This window comes from Streptomyces malaysiensis subsp. malaysiensis, assembly GCF_040653035.1.
Lineage (GTDB): Bacteria > Actinomycetota > Actinomycetes > Streptomycetales > Streptomycetaceae > Streptomyces > Streptomyces malaysiensis.
Window position 1 is genome coordinate 163,877 of the sequence record NZ_JBEZNG010000022.1, and the last position, 20,054, is coordinate 183,930.

General features: G+C 70.1%; 18 protein-coding genes, 4 pseudogenes and 1 riboswitch. Of the genes and pseudogenes, 16 read left to right on the forward strand and 6 right to left on the reverse strand.

Going from position 1 to position 20,054, the window contains the following annotated elements; genetic code table 11:
- Nucleotides 1-21: 21 nt before the first annotated feature.
- From AB0E24_RS34225 to AB0E24_RS34240, 4 genes and pseudogenes are all read left to right on the forward strand, one after another.
- Nucleotides 22-966: a universal stress protein gene (locus AB0E24_RS34225; protein ID WP_359382940.1), complete on the forward strand. Its 945-nt coding sequence runs from the start codon at nucleotides 22-24 to the stop codon at nucleotides 964-966.
- A gap of 394 nt (nucleotides 967-1,360) precedes the next feature.
- Nucleotides 1,361-1,576: pseudogene (locus AB0E24_RS46060) on the forward strand (universal stress protein); the annotation flags it as partial.
- 113 nt (nucleotides 1,577-1,689) lie between these two features.
- The gene (locus tag AB0E24_RS34235) at nucleotides 1,690-2,514 is read left to right on the forward strand and encodes a universal stress protein (protein ID WP_359382942.1); all 825 of its coding nucleotides are present in this window, start codon (nucleotides 1,690-1,692) and stop codon (nucleotides 2,512-2,514) included.
- 253 nt (nucleotides 2,515-2,767) lie between these two features.
- Nucleotides 2,768-3,004: pseudogene (locus AB0E24_RS34240) on the forward strand (pyruvate formate-lyase-activating protein); the annotation flags it as partial.
- 77 nt (nucleotides 3,005-3,081) lie between these two features.
- On the opposite strand, the gene AB0E24_RS34245 reads toward AB0E24_RS34240, so the two are convergent.
- Nucleotides 3,082-4,155, reverse strand: coding sequence for an aldo/keto reductase (locus AB0E24_RS34245; protein ID WP_232636372.1), 1,074 nt, complete (start codon nucleotides 4,153-4,155; stop codon nucleotides 3,082-3,084).
- Between the two features lie 175 nt (nucleotides 4,156-4,330).
- Between AB0E24_RS34245 and AB0E24_RS34250 the strand changes: the two genes are divergently transcribed.
- Nucleotides 4,331-5,224, forward strand: coding sequence for an AraC family transcriptional regulator (locus tag AB0E24_RS34250; RefSeq protein ID WP_147965796.1), 894 nt, complete (start codon nucleotides 4,331-4,333; stop codon nucleotides 5,222-5,224).
- A 137-nt stretch (nucleotides 5,225-5,361) separates the two neighbouring features.
- Here the strand turns inward: AB0E24_RS34250 and crcB (AB0E24_RS34255) are convergent, their stop codons facing one another.
- From crcB (AB0E24_RS34255) to crcB (AB0E24_RS34265), 3 genes and pseudogenes are all read right to left on the reverse strand, one after another.
- Nucleotides 5,362-5,736, reverse strand: coding sequence for a fluoride efflux transporter CrcB (gene crcB, locus AB0E24_RS34255; RefSeq protein ID WP_359382946.1), 375 nt, complete (start codon nucleotides 5,734-5,736; stop codon nucleotides 5,362-5,364).
- Nucleotides 5,737-5,753: 17 nt separating this feature from the next.
- Nucleotides 5,754-5,903: pseudogene (locus AB0E24_RS34260) on the reverse strand (DUF190 domain-containing protein); the annotation flags it as partial.
- On the reverse strand, nucleotides 5,900-6,385 hold the full coding sequence (gene crcB / locus AB0E24_RS34265; protein WP_371351643.1) for a fluoride efflux transporter CrcB: 486 nt from the start codon (nucleotides 6,383-6,385) through the stop codon (nucleotides 5,900-5,902). The gene crcB (AB0E24_RS34265) and the pseudogene AB0E24_RS34260, both read right to left, overlap by 4 nt.
- A gap of 284 nt (nucleotides 6,386-6,669) precedes the next feature.
- Nucleotides 6,670-6,736, forward strand: a riboswitch (Fluoride riboswitch).
- Nucleotides 6,737-6,770: 34 nt separating this feature from the next.
- Here crcB (AB0E24_RS34265) and AB0E24_RS34270 point away from each other — a divergent pair.
- From AB0E24_RS34270 to AB0E24_RS34280, 3 genes are read left to right on the forward strand one after another with little or no spacing between them, the layout of a single operon-like run.
- Complete coding sequence (locus AB0E24_RS34270) at nucleotides 6,771-7,277, forward strand: inorganic diphosphatase (RefSeq protein ID WP_359382949.1); 507 nt, start codon at nucleotides 6,771-6,773, stop codon at nucleotides 7,275-7,277.
- A gap of 52 nt (nucleotides 7,278-7,329) precedes the next feature.
- Nucleotides 7,330-8,082, forward strand: coding sequence for a hypothetical protein (locus tag AB0E24_RS34275; protein WP_359382951.1), 753 nt, complete (start codon nucleotides 7,330-7,332; stop codon nucleotides 8,080-8,082).
- A 21-nt stretch (nucleotides 8,083-8,103) separates the two neighbouring features.
- The gene (locus tag AB0E24_RS34280; protein WP_069868092.1) at nucleotides 8,104-8,631 is read left to right on the forward strand and encodes a SixA phosphatase family protein; all 528 of its coding nucleotides are present in this window, start codon (nucleotides 8,104-8,106) and stop codon (nucleotides 8,629-8,631) included.
- 284 nt (nucleotides 8,632-8,915) lie between these two features.
- On the opposite strand, the gene AB0E24_RS34285 is transcribed toward AB0E24_RS34280, so the two are convergent.
- Nucleotides 8,916-9,305 (reverse strand): hypothetical protein, encoded by a 390-nt coding sequence (locus tag AB0E24_RS34285; RefSeq protein ID WP_359382955.1) that lies wholly within the window; start codon nucleotides 9,303-9,305, stop codon nucleotides 8,916-8,918.
- 136 nt (nucleotides 9,306-9,441) lie between these two features.
- Nucleotides 9,442-9,522, reverse strand: a pseudogene (locus tag AB0E24_RS34290) (DUF211 domain-containing protein); the annotation flags it as partial.
- Nucleotides 9,523-9,929: 407 nt separating this feature from the next.
- On the opposite strand from AB0E24_RS34290, the gene AB0E24_RS34295 reads away from it, so the two are divergent.
- From AB0E24_RS34295 to AB0E24_RS34330, 8 genes are all read left to right on the forward strand, one after another.
- Nucleotides 9,930-11,222 (forward strand): PP2C family protein-serine/threonine phosphatase, encoded by a 1,293-nt coding sequence (locus AB0E24_RS34295; RefSeq protein WP_359382958.1) that lies wholly within the window; start codon nucleotides 9,930-9,932, stop codon nucleotides 11,220-11,222.
- Nucleotides 11,223-11,476: 254 nt separating this feature from the next.
- Entirely contained in the window at nucleotides 11,477-13,114 is a 1,638-nt protein-coding gene (locus tag AB0E24_RS34300) for a PucR family transcriptional regulator (protein WP_359382961.1), read from the forward strand.
- 340 nt (nucleotides 13,115-13,454) lie between these two features.
- A complete protein-coding gene (locus tag AB0E24_RS34305; RefSeq protein ID WP_159033508.1) occupies nucleotides 13,455-14,306 on the forward strand; it encodes a sugar ABC transporter substrate-binding protein in 852 nt (283 codons plus the stop codon).
- Entirely contained in the window at nucleotides 14,306-15,085 is a 780-nt protein-coding gene (locus AB0E24_RS34310; protein ID WP_079153308.1) for an ATP-binding cassette domain-containing protein, read from the forward strand. Before AB0E24_RS34305 ends, AB0E24_RS34310 begins: the two co-directional genes overlap by 1 nt.
- Nucleotides 15,086-15,156: 71 nt before the next feature.
- Complete coding sequence (locus tag AB0E24_RS34315; protein WP_069868087.1) at nucleotides 15,157-16,104, forward strand: ABC transporter permease; 948 nt, start codon at nucleotides 15,157-15,159, stop codon at nucleotides 16,102-16,104.
- 156 nt (nucleotides 16,105-16,260) lie between these two features.
- Nucleotides 16,261-17,205 carry an alpha/beta hydrolase gene (locus AB0E24_RS34320; RefSeq protein ID WP_359382965.1) on the forward strand — a complete coding sequence of 315 codons (945 nt, stop codon included), beginning with the start codon at nucleotides 16,261-16,263 and terminating at the stop codon, nucleotides 17,203-17,205.
- Between the two features lie 38 nt (nucleotides 17,206-17,243).
- A complete protein-coding gene (locus tag AB0E24_RS34325) occupies nucleotides 17,244-18,491 on the forward strand; it encodes an NAD(P)/FAD-dependent oxidoreductase (protein ID WP_359382967.1) in 1,248 nt (415 codons plus the stop codon).
- Nucleotides 18,492-18,528: 37 nt separating this feature from the next.
- Nucleotides 18,529-20,052 carry an amidohydrolase family protein gene (locus AB0E24_RS34330; protein WP_359382968.1) on the forward strand — a complete coding sequence of 508 codons (1,524 nt, stop codon included), beginning with the start codon at nucleotides 18,529-18,531 and terminating at the stop codon, nucleotides 20,050-20,052.
- Nucleotides 20,053-20,054 lie beyond the last annotated feature (2 nt).

Below are 20,054 nucleotides of genomic sequence, written 5' to 3' on the forward strand. Positions count from 1 at the left end.
GGACTCGGGAGGGGACGCGTCATGCCGCATGCCATCGCGGTGGGGGTCGACGGATCGCCCACGAGCCTCGCGGCCGCCCACTGGGCGGCCCAGGAAGCCCAACGGCGGGGCACCGGGCTCAGTGTGGTGCGCGCCTGGCACCGCCCCGCCCGCCCCGCCCCATACGTTCCTTCGCACCGCACCGAGCACGACTGGGCCGAGCTGACCCTCGCGGAGGCCGTGCGCAGCGTTCGCTCGGCCCATCCCGGTCTGCGAATCACCGAGCGCCTTGTGCGCGAGGCGACGGTTGCCGCGCTGGTCGCCGCCGCGGCCGATGCCGACATGCTGGTCCTCGGCTCACTCGGGCTGGGGCCGGTGGGCGGGTTTGTGACGGGGTCCGTGTCCCAGCGCGTTGTCGCCCGGTCCGCCCACCCCGTGGTCCTGGTACGGGCGGGGCGGAGCGCCGCCGACGAGCACTTGCCGGCCGTGGACGGCATCGCTCCGGAGGAGATCCCCGGAACGCCTTACCGTGAGGTCGTCCTGGGGCTGCACATCGGGCATCCCTGCGACGAACTGATCGAGTTCGCCTTCGACACCGCCCGGCGGCGCGGTACCGGTCTGCGGGTGATCCATGCCGTCCGGACACCGCTCCGGCCCACCCCCGGTCCGTCGGTGCCCCTTCGGCTCGCGGCCCCCGAAGCTCCGGCATCCGACCCGCAGCCGCCGGCGCGGGCGCCTGCCGACGTGAAGGGCATCCTGACAGCGGTGCTGCGCCCCTGGCGGGAGCGGTATCCGACCGTCCCCGTGACCGAGACGGTCACCGAGGGCCGGGCCGCCGCCACGCTGGTGCACGCGGCGCGGGACGCCGGGCTGCTCGTGGTGGGCCGTCGCAGGAACGGGCACGGGATCGGTGCCCACGCCGGTCCCGTCGTGCACGCGGTCCTGCACCACGTCGGCTGCCCCGTCGCCGTCGTCCCCCACGACTGAGCCTGCTGCGGCTGGACGACCCCCTGGGGGAGTTGTGAGCCCGTCCGGACGAGGCAAGCACCGGTGCGTCTACGAGGGGCTCCACGGCCTGGCGAGGGTCCGGACGGCCACGGCCCCCGGGTGTGGCCGAACGTCCCTCTGCGAAGGGCCTGTTCGGCCAGCGATCGCGGCCCGCCGGCCCCCGGCGCGCGATCGGTTCCTGTACCAGAGTGAGTGGTGTCGGGAACCACCCCGGACAGTCCCTGAAGGGATCACCATCATGGCCGTGCACGGGCACTCCCACCGCGGCGCGGGCACCCATCTGCCAGCTTTCCGCCGGAACCGGACGGCTTTGGGCCCGGCTCCCGTTCGTCCGTGGCAACGGATGGCTGCGCCGAACACCGCCGTGCGGCGGACCTACCGGCACTGGACCGAGCGGGTCCCCCGCGAGGCCGCCGAGGACCTGATACAGCGTCATCCGGGAGTCGAGGTGTCCACCGAACAGCGGGCCGGAGCCCCGGCCGACGTCCTCGTGGAGGCCGCCCGCGACGCCGATCTGCTGGTGCTCGGCTCCCGCGCGCCGAGCGGGCTCGGCGGATTCCGCGTCGGATCCGTAGGACAGTCCGTGGTGCGCCGCAACCCCTTCGGCGCCCACATCGGCGCTGTCACCCACGCGGTGCCGCACCACGTCACCGCACCCGTCGCCGTGGTCGCGCACGACTGACGCTCGAAGGGAGCAAGACCGTGACTCTCCGTCATGTGGCCGTCGGTGTCGACGGCTCGGTAGTCGCTGTACGGGCGCTGGACTGGGCCACCGAGGAAGCGTTGCGCCGCGGCACCGCGTTGCGCATCGTGTACGCCGTGACTGACCGCGACGAGGCCGGGCCGGTTCTGGCATCGGCCGCCGCACGGGTCCACGAGCGTCGTCCCGGTCTTCCGGTGGAGACCCGGGCCGTGGAGGACGGCACCGTGCGGGCGATGGCGCGGGAGAGCGAGCGGGCCGTCCTCACCGTCGTGGGCACCAGGGGGCTCGGCGGTGTCACCGGCCTGCTGGTCGGCTCGGTGAGTCTGCGGCTGGCCGCGCACACGCACGGCCCGCTGCTCGTCGTCCGCGGGGACCACCCCTGCGCCGGCGGGCGCGAGGTACTGCTCGGCCTGGAGGGCGACGCCGACGCCGACGCGGCCGCGGCCGCCTACGCCTTCGAGGAGGCCGGGCGTCGCGGGACCCGGCTGCGCGTCCTGCACTCGGCAACGCACCGGCACATCACACCCGAACCGACCTCGCCGGTAGCCGTGACGAGTCTCGATCGGCAGCGCAAGGCGCGCGACGACCGGGCGGATGAAGCCGTCGCGCGGTTCGGCATCGCCCGACCGCGGCAGGAGTACCCCGAGGTCGACGTCGACAGCCGCACGGTCCGCACCGGTCTGGCCCACGCCCTGCTGGCGGCTACCCGTGGGGCCGGTGTCGTGGTCATCGGCGCGCACCACCGCGCGGGACGGCTCGGTCTGGTCGCGCACACCCTGTTGCACCACTCCCACTGCCCGGTGGTCCTGGTGCCGACGGCCTGATGCGGGCACCGCCGGCCGTCCAGGGAAACAGGCCGACGTCCACCGCGCGCGCGTGGCGTCGGCATGGGCCAGGGCAGCCCATGGGCGTGTCCTTGGGACAGGCGTCGGGAAGGGGGCCGTCCTGACAGGGACCTACGGCCCGGCACGAGAGGGACGGGTGGCGCCCCACAGGTGCGCCGCGAGGCCCTCCGGACGGGCATCGCGAGCGACGAGCATGCGAAGCGGCGGAGTTCCGCGGACGGAGTGAGGGTGCTACGTCCTCGTGCCCGGCTGGACCGACGACCCGTTGGCCGTCGACGGGCTCGGCGGGTTCCTCGCCGGTCTGGGCAACGTCGACCGGGTGGACATCCTGCCGTTCCACAAGCTGGGGGCCCACAAGTACGACGCACTGGGGATTCCCTTCCCCCTGCGCGACACACCCACGCCGCACCCGGACCTGACGGAGCGGGTGCGCGAGCGGTTCCGGGAACACGGACTGCGGGCGCTCTGAGAGAGGAACCCATCACGGCGTGAGAGGCTCGCCCGGCCATGGGGCGCCGTCACCGCGCGCGCCCGGCGCCGCCGGGGTCAGTAGCGTGTGCTGCTGGCCGTCAGCTGGGGAAACGGGACGTGGTCCTGTCCGTCGACGGTGGCTCCGGCGTACTGGAGCATCGGGGCCAGCATCGTGTTGTTCTCGGCGGGGAAGTTCAACGACGGGGCCGATGCCCGGTCCAGGGCGGCGAGCTGGTCGTCGGTGAGTTGGACGTCGAGGGCGGCGATGTTGTCCTCGAACTGTGAGGGGCGGCGGGCGCCGATGATGGTGGAGGACACACCGGGCCGGGACGCCACCCAGGCCAGCGCGGTCGCCGCGGGGGTCGCGCCGGTCTCGGCGGCCACGCGGATGAGCGTTTCGACGATGTCGAGTTCCCTGTCGTCAGGGGCGGGAAGGCCGTCGTCGCGGGGCCGGTCACGGTTGTCGCGGGTGTATTTACCGCTCAGTACGCCGCGGCGCAGCGGGCTCCACGGCATGACGGCGAGCCCGGCGGACCGGGCGAACGGGAGCAACTCGCCTTCGCCGGTTCGTTCGATGAGCGAGTACTCGATTTGCAGCGCCACGGCGGGCGACCAGCCGCGCAGCAGGGCGATGGTCTGTGCTTCGGCGGCCTTCCACGCGGGCAGGTCGGAGAAGCCGACGTAGCGGATCTTCCCGGCGCTCACCAGGTCGTCGAGGGCGCGCAGCGTCTCCTCGACCGGGGTGCCCTGGTCCCAGTTGTGGATCCAGAGGATGTCGACGTAGTCCATGCGCAGCCGCCGCAGCGACTCTTCGAGCTGCCGGTGCAGCGCCTTCCGGCCGGTGCCGCCACCGTTGGGGTCGCCGAGGTGGAGGTTGCCGAAGAATTTGGTGCCGATCACGGTGCGGTCGCGCAGGGCGTTCCGGCCGGCGAAGAAGTCACCGATGATCTTCTCGGAGTGGCCGTTGGTGTAGATGTTGGCGGTGTCGACCGAGTTCCCGCCCAGTTCCAGGTAGTTCGCCAGGATCGCGGTGGACTCCTCCTCGCCGGTGCCCCAGCCGGCGTCGTCGCCGAAGGTCATCGTGCCGAGGGTCAGCGGGCTGACACGCAGTCCGCAGCGGGGGAGTGTCACGTAGGAATCGAGAGGCACGGCGGTGGCTCCTCATGTGTGTCGTGCGCCGTCGGGCGCGTCGTTCTCAAGGACTCCTTCATCCCACACCGGCGATCACCGCACACCTAGACCGATGCGATCCCACCCTTGCACGATCCGCTCCCGCCGGCGCGGATCGGTTGCCCCCGGTTGCCCCGCGTGCTCGACTGGGACCATGGCCACGCTGGACGACCTGTGTTCCGAGATCACGCGGCTGACCGCACGCGGGCCCGGGTCCCTGCCGGTCGAAGGCGCCAAGGTGTTCTCGGCCGACCGCACGACACGGCCGCTCGGCGACATCGTCCGCCCGGCGCTCGCGGTCGTCGCCCAGGGGGCCAAACGCACCGTGGTCGGGGACCGCGTCTTCGACTACCGCGCCGGGCAGTACCTCGTGGTCACCGTCGATGTGCCGGTGACCAGCCAGATCACCCGGGCGAGCACCGCCGAGCCGTTCCTCGCGTTCGGGCTCGCGCTCAAGCCGTCGGTGATCGTCGAACTCCTGCTCCAGGTGCCTTCGCGCAGGTCCCGGCAGGGTGGCGGCGCCGGGGTCGTGATGAGCGACGCCGACGAGCTGTTGCTCGATCCGATCGTGCGCCTGCTCAGGCTCATGGACCGCCCCGACGACGTCAGGGTTCTGGGCGCGGCCGTCGAGCGGGAGATCCACTGGCGGCTGCTGACCGGACCGCACGGTGCCACCGTCCGGCAGGTCGGCCTCGCCAACAGCGGCCTCGCGCTCGTCGCGCGCGCCGTCGAATGGCTCCAGGCCCGCTACGACCAGCCGATCCGGATCAGCGACCTCGCCGACCACGTCGGGCTCAGCGCTCCGGCGCTCAACCGGCACTTCCGGGCGGCCACCGCCATGAGCCCGCTGCAATACCAGAAGCAACTGCGGCTCCAGCAGGCCCGGATGCGGCTGGTGGCCGGTGCCCGGGACATCGCGGAGGTGGGACACGCCGTCGGCTACTCCAGCCCGTCCCAGTTCAGCCGGGAGTACCGTCGGCTGTTCGGCGTGCCGCCCGGCCAGGACGCCACACGCTTGCAGGGCCAGGTCCTGGCCGACTATGTGTGATCGCCGAGCCGACCTGAGCTGATTGCTTGCGTTGAGGGATGGTCTCGGGGCGTTTGGCCGTGGAGACGTTCGCGGCCCACCGGCGTCGTCTGGCCCGCTCCGAAGCGGACAACAAGACCAGCGGGAACCGCGGGCCCTCAGGACCAAATGGCCTGGGCGAGCGCCGCTCCGGTGAAGGCCGCTCCGAGCCCGGCGGCGATGCCGGCGATCGTGTTGGCCGCGGCGAAGAATCGGGCGCCTTCCTCCGTGAGCCGCAGCGTCTCGTAGGAGAGTGTGGAGTACGTGGTCAGCGCTCCGCACAGCCCGGTGCCGATCAGCAGCTGGACGTCGGAGGAGAGCCCGCCGGCGACGACCGCCCCGGTGACCAGGCCGAGGATGAGGCAGCCGACCACGTTGACGGTAAAGGTGCCCCACGGGAAGACGGTGTCGTGCCTTGACTGCACGGTGCGGTCGGTGAGGTAGCGCAGCGGGGCCCCGACGGCCGCGCCGACCATGACGAGCAGCCAGTTCACGCGCCCTCCTTCTTGTCGCCCTCGACGCCGCGGAACACGCTGGCCCCGGCAAGGCCCGCTTGGTGTGCCCGGTGCACGATCTCGGAGAAGTGGGGCTTGTGGTGCCAGGTGTCGTTCTCGCCGATGAAGATCGTCACCCGTAGGGCAGTGCCGGTCAGCCTCGTCATGACCGCCTCCGTCCGATCATGCGGCGGGTGAGGTTCGCCGTCGTCCACACGGCCGCCAGCGCCGCGAGCATGGTGGCCGCCAGATAGAGCAGACCGGTACCGGCCCGACCGTCCTCGACCAGGCGCTGGATGTCCACGGCGTAGGTGGAGAACGTGGTGAAGCCGCCCAGGACCCCGGTGCCGAAGAAGGGCCGTACCAGTCGGTGTGCGGCCCATACATCGGTGATGATCACCATGAAGACGCCGATGACGCCGCAGCCGATCACGTTCACCCAGAACGTGGTCCAGGGAAAGCTGCCCGGTGCGGTCGGCCACAGCAGGGCCGCGCCGTAGCGGGCACAGGCGCCGATGACACCGCCGACGGCCACGGCCGCGACGACCGGCCACTGTCCGCGCCGCGGCGCGCCCCGCCGCGCGGGCACGCGCGGATCGACATCGGGGTCGGTGGGCTCGTTGAGCACGGGGGATCGGGACTCTCCCACACGGGTCTCCTACTCGCACAGCGCCCGGGCATGCCGGAGCGCATCCATCGCAAGCAGGGACCGTTGGCGGCGACAGTGCCGCGGTTGGGTTACGGCGGGCCCCACCGCCGCGCGGCCCCCAGGGGGAACCGCAGGGCTCAAGGGTAGCGCGAGACAGGCGTGGACTCCCGCCGGATCCGTCGACTACCGGGTCCGTCGACTACCGGGTCCGTCGACTACCGGGTCCGTCGCCGTGGAACCCGCCCGAGGTCCGTTTGAGGCGGCCGCCGCGGCGCGGGACACTGGACGGACAGGGCGATGAGGCTCGCCGCCGACCGCACCCGGACAGGTGCTGATGGCCTCTACGTGATGCAGGAAAACGCTCGCGGCACGGAGGTGGCACCCGATGCCCAGGCACTCGATGCCCAGGATCGCCGTTGCGGTCGACGCGACCGTCGCCGACACCGCCAGGCGTGACGATGAAACCGCCGGACCTCTGGCCGATGCTTCGCCATCGGCGCATGGCAAGGCGGGCCGGGCGGTGAGCCACGGACGCGTGCCGGACACTCCCGGCGACGATGGCCGCCCTCTTGAGGCCCTGGTCCTGATGCGCGAGCCCGCCATCCCCCGTGACGAGGCCGCCGCCCGGCCGATCGCCGTCCTCCACGCCGCCGCGCGGGACCGCGTCGCGGGCGGGGTGCTGTGCGTGGCCGAAGCCGCCCCCTGCACCGACCTGGTGGACCTGCCCGACCTGCCTCGTCGGCACGCCCGGCCCGAAGCGTGGGCCGAGATTCTGACCCGGCTCGTCCCCGACCGCCACCGGAACGCCGGGCTCGGACCGGCCGGGGTGGCGGATGAACTGCTGAACACCGCCTGGCACGCCCGCCTTCCGCGTACGGGGCGCCTGGAATGACGCCCCGCCACAGCCCGTGCCCCGGGCCCGGCCCGTCCCGACCGTCATGACCATGCTGTACGTGACGGACGGACACACCCGCCGCCGCACCGACCTCCCCACCAGGCGCCGCGGGATCCTGGTCCTGCGTATCCATCTCGGGCAGGCGGTCCTGGACGCCACCGGTATGCGCGCCCTGCTCGTCGCGGACGTGCTGCGGCGCGCCCTGGAAGTCCACGGCGTGCAGGTCATGGCCACGCTGGCGCCCGATGGCCCGGCCCACCAGGACGCCCTGTCGCGGCCCGTCCTGGACGGCTTCGGCATCGACACTCCCGGGGCCGGTACCGACACCGACCCGCCTGCCGACGCACACATCGGCGCCGCCCCGCCGCCCGCCGCCTCAACAGGGGTGTGGATCCGGGTAGGACGCGTACGGCAGACCATCGACGCCGTCGCACGGGACGCCACGGATGCCCCGGCGGACCGTGCGGATCCGCTGGCCGTACGGCTGGCTCTTCTGGCCGGCCCCCACGCGCAGCCCGTCGACCTGACCGGCCCCGTACTCGCCACCGCCACGCACGCGCTGGAAGGCTGGCGCCGGCAGGTGGCGCGGTGGGCGTGCGCGCCGTCGAGGCCCGTGCCCGCCGACATCGCCCAGGCGGCGGAAGCGGCCATTGCCCGCGACCTGGCCACCCCCGCCCTGCTGGAACTGCTGCGCGACGTAGCGGCGGCGGACACGTTCCCGGACGGCGCCAAGTTCGAGACCTTCGCCCTCCTCGATCGTATCCTCGCGCTGGAGCTCACCCGGGAGATCGGATATGTCTAGACACCACACGGGGGTGGCCCGATGGCTACGGAACCGCTTCGTCTGATCGTGCTGCGGCACGCCAAGTCGGCCTGGCCCGAGGGGGTCGCCGACCACGACCGGCCGCTGGCACCGCGGGGGCGCGGGGACGCCCCGGCCGTCGGCCGCCGGCTGCACGAGGCCGGGTGGGTTCCGGACACCGTCGTCTGCTCACCCACCCGCCGCACCCGCGAAACCTGGGAACTCCTGGCGCCCGAACTGGATGCCGTGCCTGCCGTGACCTACGACCCGCGGGCCTATGGCGCCGGCACCTCCGAACTGCTCGCCGTCGTGCGCGAGACCCCCGCCCGGTGCCGCACGCTGCTGCTGATCGGACACAGCCCCGGGGTCCAGGACCTCACCTTGGCACTCACCCAGGACACCGCGGCCGACGAGGCCCTCACCCGGGCCCGCGACAAGTTCCCGACGGCCGCGATCGCCGTGCTGGCCCTGCCCGGCCCCTGGCAGCAGCTGGCGCCCGGCAGCGGTCTCCTCATCGCCTTCGCCACCCCACGCGACCGCGGCGACTGAGCCCCGCGGACAGGGCGGCGGGCACGGCGGAGCCGATGGACGCGTCGCCCACCGACGGGCGGCCCACCCGGATCAGCCGGTGGCGAGGCCGAACGGCAGCCAGGCATTCCCGCCAGTCCGCGCGGCCATCGCCGCCGCCGTGGCGGCTTCGGCCCGCCGGGCCGGGGGCGGGCCCGTGGGAGCGGTCGTACGGCGGGACACCGGCCCCGCCGCGCCCGGTGCCGGTGGAGCGTCCCGGGACGGCGAGTGGCACGGCGCGGGAAGCACGCCCGTACGCTGCCCGATCAGGCAATGTGCAGCCACACACCGATCCAGGTCACGGCCACCCCACCGCACCCCAGCGTCGCCGCCCACCGGATCCGGCTGCTGGCGAACAAGTGCCCCAGCGCGGCCCCCAGCACCGTGAGGGCGAGCACGGCCAGGACGACCACGATCCACGACAGACCCGGCAGGGCGGCTCCGGCCAGCAGCGGGAGCATCGCGCCGGTGAAACTCGCGGTACAGGCGATCACCGTGGCCAGCAGCGAGCGCGCCACCGCCAGGCGGCCGAGGTGGGTCGTAGCCAGTTGCCCCCGCGCGGTCAGGTTCAGCTGCCGTGAGGCACGCATCAGATAGGCCCGGCGGTCGGCGTAGTCGGCCACGAAGACCGCGAACGCGGCCGTCGTCAACGCCACCAGCCCCACCCGGAACGCCAACGAGTAGCTGACCGGCGCACCGGAGCCCACCAGCGAGGCCGCGGCGAGGGGCAGCGACGGTCTCGATATCGATCTCGGTGACCGCGATGTTCACCGCCTTCACCCCGGACGCGGCTTCGATCACCGAAGCGAGACGGATCAGATCGGGCTCATTGACCGTCTTGTCGACATCCAGGACCAGCCGCCGCACAGGCATCGCCGACTCCTCACCGTGTCGGTTCCCCACCCTCAGGGTGCCCGGAACCCGGCCGGTGCCGCATGCGCAGCGCCGGGCCCGGGATCTGGACCGCGGGCGCGCGAATGGTCTGGGCCATCCCACCGGGCCGACAGTTGACGGTGCGGTGCCACCGCCGCCGTCCGGCTTGCCCGGATGTCCGGTGCCGACCGAACCCTCAGACTGGGAGCGGAGGGCTGCTCGTCGGTGTCGTCCCGGGCAGGCGGTACGCCCAGCCGGTGACAGGCAGCCGGTGGTAGGCCGCTTCCGTCCCGGCGACGACCGACGACCGACGACCGACAACCGACGACCGACGACCGACGCCCCGCACCACGCCGGGTCGGGTGACGGACGGCCTGGCGACGGGGACACCTGGGAGGAGCGTGATGATGCGGGAGTCCCTACCGCCGGGAGGACCGTCAGGGGAGTCCGCACCGGAGATCGCCGCGGCCCGCCTGCGTCTGCTCGCCGAGGCGAGCCGCGCGTTGGCCTCGGGCCTGGACGCGGAGGAGTCGCTGCGCCGACTGGCCCGGCTGGTGGTGCCGCATCTGGCCGACGCCTGCGTCGTCGACGTGGTCGAGGGCGAGGGGCTGCGCCGTCTCACGGTCATGGACCGGGACCCCGAGCGAGTGCTGCGCGTGGTGCCCGGCGGGTTTCTGCCAGGGCCGGACGACTCGGCCGCCGCTCTGGCGAAGGTGCTGCGCGGCGCGGGACCCGTGGTGGTGACCGATTTCGGCGTACCCGATCCGGACGACTCTCTCCTCGCCGCCCAGCGGTCGTTGTACCGCGCGCTCGACGCCGGGACCGCGCTGATCGTGCCCATGCGCGTACGACGTCGGACACTGGGCGCACTCACCTTCGTCCGACGCGCCCCGGCCGTACCCTTCGACGAGCAGGAGCGGGCCCTTGCCGCCGACCTGGGACATCGTGCGGGTCTCGCCCTGGACAACGCACGTCTGTACGCGCTCCAGCAGTACACCGCCGAACAGCTCCAGCTCTCCCTCCTGCCCGACCTGACCGGCCTGGCCCACCTGAATCTCGCCGCCCGCTACGTGGCCGCCCGCGAGCGGGCCGAGGTGGGCGGCGACTGGTACGACGCCTTTCCGCTCCCCGACGGTTCGGCGATCCTCGCCATCGGGGACGTGGTCGGCCACGATCTGGCGGCCGCCGTCCGCATGGGACAACTGCGCAATATGCTGCGCGCGCTCGCCTACGACAGGGGTGACGACCCGGCCGGAATCATGAGCCGCCTGGACACCGTGATGCTCGGCCTGACCAGCATCGAACTCGTCACAGCCGTCATCGCCCGCATCGAGACACCCGCCGAGGGCGCGTGGCGACTGCACTGGACCAACGCCGGCCACCTTCCGCCCCTGCTGGCCCAGCCCGACGGCCGCACCCTTCTGCTGGAGGAAGGCCATGCCCCCATCCTGGGGGTCGACCCCGCCCTCGAACGAGCGACCGCGACCATCGCCCTGCCCCACCTCGCCACCCTGCTCTTCTACACCGACGGCCTCATCGAGCGCCCCGGCGAGGACATCGGCCGTGGCCTGACACGGCTGCGCCAGCACGCGGCCACACTCGCCCGCGAACCGCTGGCCGTCTTCGGCGACGAACTCCTCAGCCGGTTGAGCGACAACCAGCACGACGACATCGCCATCCTGGCCCTGCGCGTCCCCTGAGCCGCCCGCGCCGCTCACCGGCGGCACACCAGAGCCCTCCCAGGCACCTCGCCCCGGAAGCATTGACCCGGTGCACGCACCGGGCCGGGAGCTACAGTGTGTACCGCGCCCACGACACGACTTTGAGATGTGTTGACAGACCATCATGATCAACCGGTGACCGCACCCTTCTCCATCAGCCCCCGACAGCGAGATCACGATGTCCGGCTGGGGTACTGGGCGGGCGGCGCGAGGCCGACCCCAGGAGGCAACCAGTGCCCAAAGGTGACTCCATCTCCGCTGTGCTCGAGCGGTTGGGCAACTCGCTGCTGACCCACGAGGCGGGTCCGGCGGGGGAAACTCACGTTTTCGAGCACGTCACGGTCCTTTCCCCGATCGACGATGTGCCGATTCCCACCGGAGCTCTGGTCCTGGGCGTCGGCGTCCAGGGGGCGCACGGCATCGCGGAGCTGTTGGGCCGGATCGGCGCCGCGGGCGCCAGCGCTCTGGTCGTCCGCGCCCCGGCCGAGATCGACTCCGACGTTCACGCGCTGGCCACAAAGGAATCCATCTCCGTCCTGAGCCTTGTCGGCGGGGCGTCGTGGCTGCACCTCGCGACGCTGCTGCGGCCGCAGTCGGCCGACGGGGAGGACAGATGGACGGCGGTGGGAACGGCCGACGCCGAGCTCGATCTGTTCAAGATCGCCAACAGTCTGTCGGGGTTGCTCGACGCGCCCGTGACGATCGAGGATCGCGGCTCGCGCATTCTCGCCTTCTCAGCCGACCAGGCACGAGCCGACGAGGCCCGCAAGGCGAGCGTCCTCGGTCAGCAGGTGCCCAACGTGTATCAGACCTCCCTCACGAGCCTCGGCATCTTCCGCAAGGTGTACACATCCGCCCGGCCGCTCTTCATCGAACCGTTCGTGCCCGGCGCTCAGCCGCGTGTCGCGTGTCGTGTGGCCGCCGGTGACGAGCTCCTCGGATCGATCTGGGCTGTCGCCGAGGAGCCGCTGTCCGCGGTGCACGAGGAAGCGATGATGGCGGCCGCCAACGTAGCCGCCATCGCGATGTTGCGCTCACGTATCGCCGCCGACGCCGCGCACCGCATACGGCTCGCGACTGTCGCCGCTCTGCTCGAGGGGGGACACCCGGCATGGCAGGCGGCTCAGAAGCTGTGTTCCCCGAGAGCGGTCGCCGGTGGCTACGTCCTGGCGGCTGGTTTGCCCAGCGAAGGGCGCGCGCCCTCGTCGCCGACGGCGACGGCCGGTTTGGAGCATGTCGCCAATTCGCTCATGATGCTCTTGCGCGGGGAACTGCCGAGCACCATCTGCGCATTGCTCGGGGAGACCATCTATGGGGTTGTTCCCACGTACGCGGACGAGACCGTTGATCTGTCCGCGATTCGCCGCCTCACGTCCGGGTTCGTACAGCGCCTCGGCCGTGACTGGCGGCGACTGGTGATCGGCATCGGTGTACCCGTCGATCGCCTCGCCGACCTGAACCGTTCGCGCGACGACGCGGACCTCGTGCTGCGGGTGCTCCGCTCCTCGGCGGGCACGAGCACGGGCGCGGGCACGGGGACGCCCCAACTCCGTGTGGCCACGCGCGAGGACGTGTATGCCCGTTCCCTCCTGCTCCGCCTCTCCGATCTTCTCGCCGGCGACGTGCCCGGCTACGCAGGGCCACTGGACCGGCTGCGGGACTACGACCGGACGCACGACTCGGCGCTCTTGCAGACGCTTCGCTGTTGGCTCGACAATTTCGGCGATATTTCCGCGGCCTCGGAGCGCCTGCACATTCACAAGAATACGTTGCGGTATCGACTCAAGCGCATCGCGGAAGTCACGCGGGCGGACTTGAACGACGCCGAAACGCGGTTCGAGCTCATGCTCCAGTTCCGCCTCGAGTACTGACGCCGGGCGGCCGTCGGATGAGGTGACTCCCGTGCCTCCGAGCTCCGGTCTCGTAGCAAGGGCTAAACATATCCGCACTGTTTTGGCCGATCAAACCAACCTCGGCGGGCTCCGCGCGGTGGATGATGCTTCACCACAGCGCAGGCCACCGCCAGGGCCTGAGCTGTGGGTCGCCCTTCAGAAGGAGCCCCAGATGACGACCAGAACAGTCAGGCGTCGCGGTCGCGACCGCCTCCATACGGCGCTTATGACGTCGGTGCTTGCGTTCCCCGCTCTGGCTGGGTGCGCCGGTCAAGGTGCAGCTACCGGCGGCGATTCGGCCCGGGGAAATTCGCGTGTCATGACGATCCAGTTCGTCAATCCGTTGCCCAGTTACCCGACGTGGCGGCAGATCGGAGACTGCATGAAGGATGAGGCGAAGAAGCTCGACGTCGACCTCACCGAGAGCGGCCCGACCGGCCAGGCATTGGACGCGACCGCGATGATCAAGCAAGTGAATCAGGCCGTGGCCAACAAGAAGGACGCGATCATCACGTTCCCGTCCAGCGTGGGCTTCACCCAGATCCTCAAGCAGGCCCAGGACGCCGGCATTGTCACCGGGACCCTCTATGGTCCCGGCGGCAAGGAATTCGGCGCCGACTACAACATCGCTCCAGACTTCTCGGTGATCGGCGAGAGCCTGGTGAATGCCGTCTCAGCTCTGCCCGGAAAACATGTGCTGGGGCTCGTCGCGGCGGCCAACACCGGACTCGGCAAGTCGTGGATGGCTGGGGTCAAGGCCGCGGCCGCGAAGGCCGACAACGTCTCCATCGCGGGCGAGGTGTACACCGGCGACGACGCGGCGAAGGCACTTCCGCAGGTCAGTGCGCTCCTCACGGCGCATCCCGATGTCACCGAGATCGTCACCCATATGGGCACCACCACGCCGGGCGCGGTTTCCGCGATCAAGTCCCATGGACTCAAGGGCAAGACCTTCCTGCTCGCCGGCGGTCACGACAACGGCGGGTCCAAGGCTGTCGATGACGGCACGGCGAACCTGATCCTGCTACAGGACGTCTGTACGCTCGGGAAGCAGCTGGTCGACGGGGTCGTCAACATCAAGCGGGGCAAGCCGGTGCCCGAGGTCCCCGTCAAGATCAAGGTCGTCGGCAAGGACCAGCTGCAAGCGCTCCTCGGCCAGGGATGGGTCTGATGAGTGCCCCCGCGCTGCGACTGCGCGGAGTCCGCAAGTACTTCGGCTCCGTATCGGCGCTCGAGGATGTCCGCTTCGACGCCTACGCGGGCGAGGTGCACGCCATCGTCGGTGACAACGGGGCGGGGAAGTCGACGACGATCAAGATCGTCACCGGCATTCACCGGGCCGACGCGGGCGAGGTGCTCGTCAACGGCGAAGAACTGGGCCATGTCACGTCAGCAGCCGCCGCTCAGGAACATGGCATCGCCGTGGTGTACCAAGACCTCGCTCTCGTCGAGTGTCTCGACATCGCGCACAACATGGCGCTTGGCAAGCTGCCACGCAAGTTCGGCATCGTGCTCGATCGCCGCCGAATGGAGCGGGAGGCAGCCCAGGTCCTCAAGGACCTCAAGGTGCGGGTGGGCGACGTGCGCACACCAGTCGGATTGCTGTCCGGCGGTCAGCGACAGGTCGTCGCGGTCGCCCGCGCCGTTCGGATGGACAAGCCGATCATGCTCCTCGATGAGCCGACGGCCGCCCTCGGCGTCCAGGAAACCGCGCACGTCGGCGGAATCATCGACGAACTCCGGGCGTCGGGGAAGGCCGTCATCATCGTCAGCCACGATCTGGACTTCGTCTTCTCCCACGCCGACCGCGTGACCGTCCTCCGGCTCGGCCGGACCGTCGGCACCCGGCGGGTCACCGAAGTAGGCCGCGAGGAGATCGTCGGCATGATCACCGGCGCCGTCCAGCCCGACCGACCGGACGACCCACTCCACGACTACGAGGTGGCGTGATGGCTGTGACCACGAAATCCCCGACCGCGCGAGACCGAGGCACAGCCCCCGGACGCGAGCGGGACAGCGTGTTGACGAAGATCCTGGTGCGACAGGAGACCACGCTGGTACTGGTCATCCTGGTGATCGGAGCCTTTGCCTCGTCGCGCTCCCACCTGTTCTTGTCCCAGAGCAATCTGACCGAGATCCTTCGTAGCAGCGTTATCTATTTCGTGATGGCCTGCGGTGCCGCGCTGCTCATCATCGGCGGTGGTCTGGACTTCTCGGCCGGTGCCGTCTTCACCCTCGGTGCGCTGTCGACTTGCAAGTTGCTCGTCGAGGGGGTTCCCTGGCCGCCGGCGATACTCATCGGGATGGCGATCTGCTGCGCGTTCGGGGCGGTGAACTTCCTGGTGATCACCTACCTGCACGTGCCGCCGATCATCGCGACCCTTGGGACGTTCTACATGCTCACGGGCCTCAATAACCTGGTGACGAGCGGCAACGACATCATCCCCCTCCCACAGAGCTTCCAGCGGATCGCCCAGGGCAGCGTCGCCGGTCTGTCGAGCGACGTGGTCATCGCCGTCGCCGTCGGCGTCCTGTTCTGGTTCGTGCTCGAGCGCACCCGATTCGGAGTCAACGTCCGCGCCCTCGGCGGCAACCGTCAGGCCGCGGTCGGGAACGGACTGCGAGTGCTCCGGCTCGACTTGGCGCTCTACGTGATCGCCGCCGCGACGGCCGCGCTCGCGGGGGTGATCTACTCCGCCCAGGTGGGCGCCGGGCAGGTCACCGCCGGAGGTACGTCGACCACCCTCAACGCGATCACCGCGGTGCTCATCGGGGGCGTCAGCCTGATGGGCGGCATGGGCAACATCCAAGGCATCGCGGTGGGCGCCGTCCTCCTGTCGCTCATCGACAATGCCCTGGTCCTCACGAGTATCCCGCCGCAGTACAACAGCATCGTGGTCGGCGCGATCCTGGTCGGCGCGGTAGCGGTCGATCACCTTCGCCGAGCGCGCATCTACCGCAAGAGGTAGGGACGGGCCAGGACCGTTTCGACCGACACATCCACGAGCCTCGCGTGAAGTGAATGGCTCGCCGGCCACGACCGCTCTGTGAGCGACATGCCGACGGCACCGCACTTTCCGCGGCGGCGCGGAACCCGATATCACGATCCGACTCGGAGAAGCGATATGAACGAGATACCCATCGATCCCGACGTCATCAGCCTGCTGGCGGAGTTCGGACCACCCGCACTCGTCACCGCCGCGGACCTGACCGCGGAGGAGCACCGGCAGGGAATGCGCCACGCCATCGAGGTCTTCACCCGCGACGCCGATCCCATCGCGGTGCACCATGTCGCCGACGAATTCGTGCGGGGTCGCGGCGGGAAGATACCTGTACGCGTCTACAGCCCTGAGACACCCACCTCGGTGATCGTGTACATGCACGGCGGCGCCTGGATCGCCGGTGACATCGACACCCACGACCTCGTCACGCGGCGGCTCAGTCGGGACACCGGAGCCGTTGTGGTCTCGGTCGACTACCGGATGCTGCCGGAGCACCCTTTCCCGGCACCGGTCGACGACGCCCACGACGCTGTCGTCTGGGCCGGTTCGCTGCGACCCGGTCTGCCCCTGCTCGTCGCCGGTGACAGCGCGGGCGGCACCCTCGCGGCGTGCGTCGCGTTGCGGGCGCGAGACGAGGACGGCCCCCGCATCGACGCCCAAGTGCTGGTCTACCCCGGCATCGACGACGACCTGGACACACCCAGCATGCTCGCCTTCCGTGACGGTCCGCGCATCAGCCGCGAAGACCTCCGGTTCTTCCTCCACCAATACGCCTCGCACGATGCGACGCTCGGCTCGCCGTACGCCTTGCCGGGGCGGGCGACGTCGCTGGCCGGGCTGCCACCCGCCGTCGTCGTCATCGCCGGGCACGACCTGTTGCGGTCGGCCGAAGAGGACTACGCGCGGCGGTTGCAGGACGATGGGGTGGCCGTGACGGTCCAGGTCGATCTCGAGCTGGTGCACGGCTGGATCGAGTTCGCGCCACGTGTGCCGTCGGCCGATCGGGCCTTCACCCGCCTCACCGACGCCGTCAACGACCTCATCGGCCGAGTAACCCTGCCGGCCTAGCTCCGAAGTCCGACGACGCCCGGCAGGAGTATGAGCACATGAATCATCGCAGCCATCCCGACCCGCCTGAGCGTGTCGCAGTGATCGGTGCCGGTATGGTCGGCCTTTCGACTGCTTGGTTTATCCAGGGCCTTGGGGTGGAGACCGTCGTCTATGACCACCACGATGTCGGATCCGGTTCGAGTTGGGGTAACGCGGGTTGGCTGACGCCCAGCATCGCGACACCTCTACCGGAGCCCGCAGTACTCAGGTACGGGATGCGTGCGATGGTCAGTCCGTCATCACCCGTGTACGTACCGGCGTCCGCCAATCCGAAACTCCTCCAGTTCCTGCTGCAATTCGCCAGCAATTGCACTCAGGCCCGCTGGGAACGAGCGATGTCGGCTCTCGCCCCGCTCAATGAGGGTGCGCTTCGTGCGTTCGAGGAGATGGAAGCTCCGGAACTCGGAGTCCGCACGCAAGCGGCAGACCCACTCCTTGCCGCCTACCGCGATGAAGGTGTGCGAGATGTGCTCATCGAGGAGTTCCGTCACATTGGGAAGTCGGGACGGCGAGTGCGATACGACCTGCTCAGCGGAGACGAGGCACGCTCAATGGAACCGGCGCTCTCCCGCGAGATCGTTGCGGCGATCCGGATCGATGGTCAGCGTTTCCTGAATCCCGCTGCCTTCGTCAACGGTCTGGCCGAGGCCGTCAAGCGCCGAGGAGCACACATCCGAACCCGGTCCCGTGTCCGAGCGGTCGAAGGCGGTGGACACGGTGCCTGGATCGACGGCGAGCGGTTCGACGCCGTCGTCATCGCCACCGGTGCGCGGCTGAAGGAACTGGCGCGCCCGCTGGGTGTCAAGCGCCTTGTCCAGGCGGGCCGCGGCTACAGCTTCACGGTCGCGGCCGACCACCTGCCCAAGGGGCCGATCTACTTCCCGGCTGAGCGCGTGGCTTGCAGCCCGGTCAACGGGCGACTCAGGCTCGCCGGCATGATGGAGTTTCGCCCCGTCGACGCACCACTGGACAAACGCCGGATCGAGGCGATCAAGAACGCCGCGGCTCCGCTGCTGATGGGCGCGAACCTCGAGGACCGGCAGCACGAATGGGTGGGTTCCCGTCCGTGCACCACGGATGGGCTGCCGCTCGTCGGCCGGACTCGTCACCCTCGCGTCTTCGTCGCAGGCGGGCACGGCATGTGGGGCATCACCCTTGGTCCGGTGACGGGCAAGCTCCTCGCGCAGCAGATTGTGACCGGCCGGACGCCCGCGGCACTGCGCGCTGTTGACCCACTGCGCTGATGGGAACCACCCTGAGTCGTCGGGAGACCAATCTGTTATGGCTGCGCACACAAACTCCGGTAGCTCGAAGAACGCAGGCAGCGGCGTGACCTACGACGTCGTGATCCGAGGGGGCCGAGTCATCGACCCCGAGAGCGGACTGGACGGCGTTCGTAACGTCGGCATAGTCGGCGATCAGATCCTTGCTGTTTCCGAGGCGGACTTGATCGGCCTGAGAGAGATTGACGCGCGCGGCCTCGTGGTCGCCCCCGGGTTCATCGACTTGCACAGCCATGGACAAGGCGTTGGCGAATGCCGGCTCCAGTCACTCGACGGCGTCACCACGGCCCTCGAGCTCGAAGCGGGCGTCGCGCCCGTCTCGGTTGCGTACACGAGGGCCGCCATGGAGGGCCGCCCCATCAATTACGGGTACTCGGCCTCTTGGGCGTCCCTGCGCATGCACGTGATCGGCGGCGCACCGCTCTCGGGAGGAGCGAGCGGGCCTCTCGACGGCCTCGGATCAGACGCGTGGCGCGCGCCCGCCTCACCCGCTCAGAGCGCCGCGCTGATGCACATGCTCGAACGCGAACTCGTCGATGGGGCGCTGGGGATCGGCATCCTGCTGGGATACGCACCCGCGACGGATCCGGCCGAGTATGTCGGCGTCGCGAAGCTGGCGGCAGCGGCCGGCGTGCCGACGTTCACTCATGCGCGGCCACTCATCGAACAGGATCCCGGAGTCGTCATCGACGGTGCCGAGGAGCTTACGAGGGTGGCCGGCCAGACCGGGGCACATATGCACTACTGCCACATCAACTCCACCTCGACGCGCCACCTGGACAGAGTTCAGGCGTTGGTGGAGGCGGTCCGTGCCGAGGGCGCCACGATGACGAGTGAGGCCTATCCCTACGGGTCCGGCATGAGCTCGATCGGGTCCGACTACTTCCATCCCGACCGGCTCCATGTCCTGGGCGCGACCGGTACGCCCCAGGACGTGATCTACGCACCTACCGGGGAGACGGTCGCCTCGGTCGCTCGGCTCCTCGAATTGAGAGCGACCGACCCATCGGGTCTGGCATTCATCAAATTGTTCGATGAGGAAAAATTCGCGGACCGTATTGCCCGAATCTGCGCACTGCCTCACACGGCCATCGCCTCCGACGCCGTTCCCTTCGTCATCGAGGGCGGCCACACCTATGACCCCATGCAGTGGCCGCCACCGGATTTCGTCAGGACTCATCCACGAAGTGCCGGAACCTATGGTCGCACCCTGAGGGTCGCGGTGCGCGAAACGGGCGCCTTGTCACTCCCCGAAGCGATCGCCAAGTGCACCGTTCAACCGGCGCGAGTCCTGGAGGAGACCGCACATATGATGCGGCGCAAGGGCAGGATTCAGTCAGGTTGCGATGCGGATGTGGTGGTATTCGACGCGGAACACGTCACCGATTCCGCGACCTACCAGCATTCGGTGCGTCCTTCGACGGGATTCGCCCACGTGATCGTCAACGGCGTATCCGTCGTCAGTGAAGGCAGGTTGGAGGAGCATGCCCTGCCTGGGCGACCCGTAAGGGCTTGGCGGTGAAC

Excerpts from the sequence above, each read along its gene's own strand:
- AB0E24_RS34225 (WP_359382940.1), top strand. The coding sequence starts at position 22 with ATGCCGCATGCCATCGCGGTGGGGGTCGACGGATCGCCCACGAGCCTC.
- AB0E24_RS34250 (WP_147965796.1), top strand. The coding sequence starts at position 4,331 with ATGGCCACGCTGGACGACCTGTGTTCCGAGATCACGCGGCTGACCGCA.
- AB0E24_RS34270 (WP_359382949.1), top strand. The coding sequence starts at position 6,771 with ATGCCCAGGCACTCGATGCCCAGGATCGCCGTTGCGGTCGACGCGACC.
- AB0E24_RS34275 (WP_359382951.1), top strand. The coding sequence starts at position 7,330 with ATGCTGTACGTGACGGACGGACACACCCGCCGCCGCACCGACCTCCCC.
- AB0E24_RS34280 (WP_069868092.1), top strand. The coding sequence starts at position 8,104 with ATGGCTACGGAACCGCTTCGTCTGATCGTGCTGCGGCACGCCAAGTCG.
- AB0E24_RS34295 (WP_359382958.1), top strand. The coding sequence starts at position 9,930 with ATGCGGGAGTCCCTACCGCCGGGAGGACCGTCAGGGGAGTCCGCACCG.
- AB0E24_RS34305 (WP_159033508.1), top strand. The coding sequence starts at position 13,455 with ATGACGATCCAGTTCGTCAATCCGTTGCCCAGTTACCCGACGTGGCGG.
- AB0E24_RS34310 (WP_079153308.1), top strand. The coding sequence starts at position 14,306 with ATGAGTGCCCCCGCGCTGCGACTGCGCGGAGTCCGCAAGTACTTCGGC.
- AB0E24_RS34320 (WP_359382965.1), top strand. The coding sequence starts at position 16,261 with ATGAACGAGATACCCATCGATCCCGACGTCATCAGCCTGCTGGCGGAG.
- AB0E24_RS34325 (WP_359382967.1), top strand. The coding sequence starts at position 17,244 with ATGAATCATCGCAGCCATCCCGACCCGCCTGAGCGTGTCGCAGTGATC.
- AB0E24_RS34330 (WP_359382968.1), top strand. The coding sequence starts at position 18,529 with ATGGCTGCGCACACAAACTCCGGTAGCTCGAAGAACGCAGGCAGCGGC.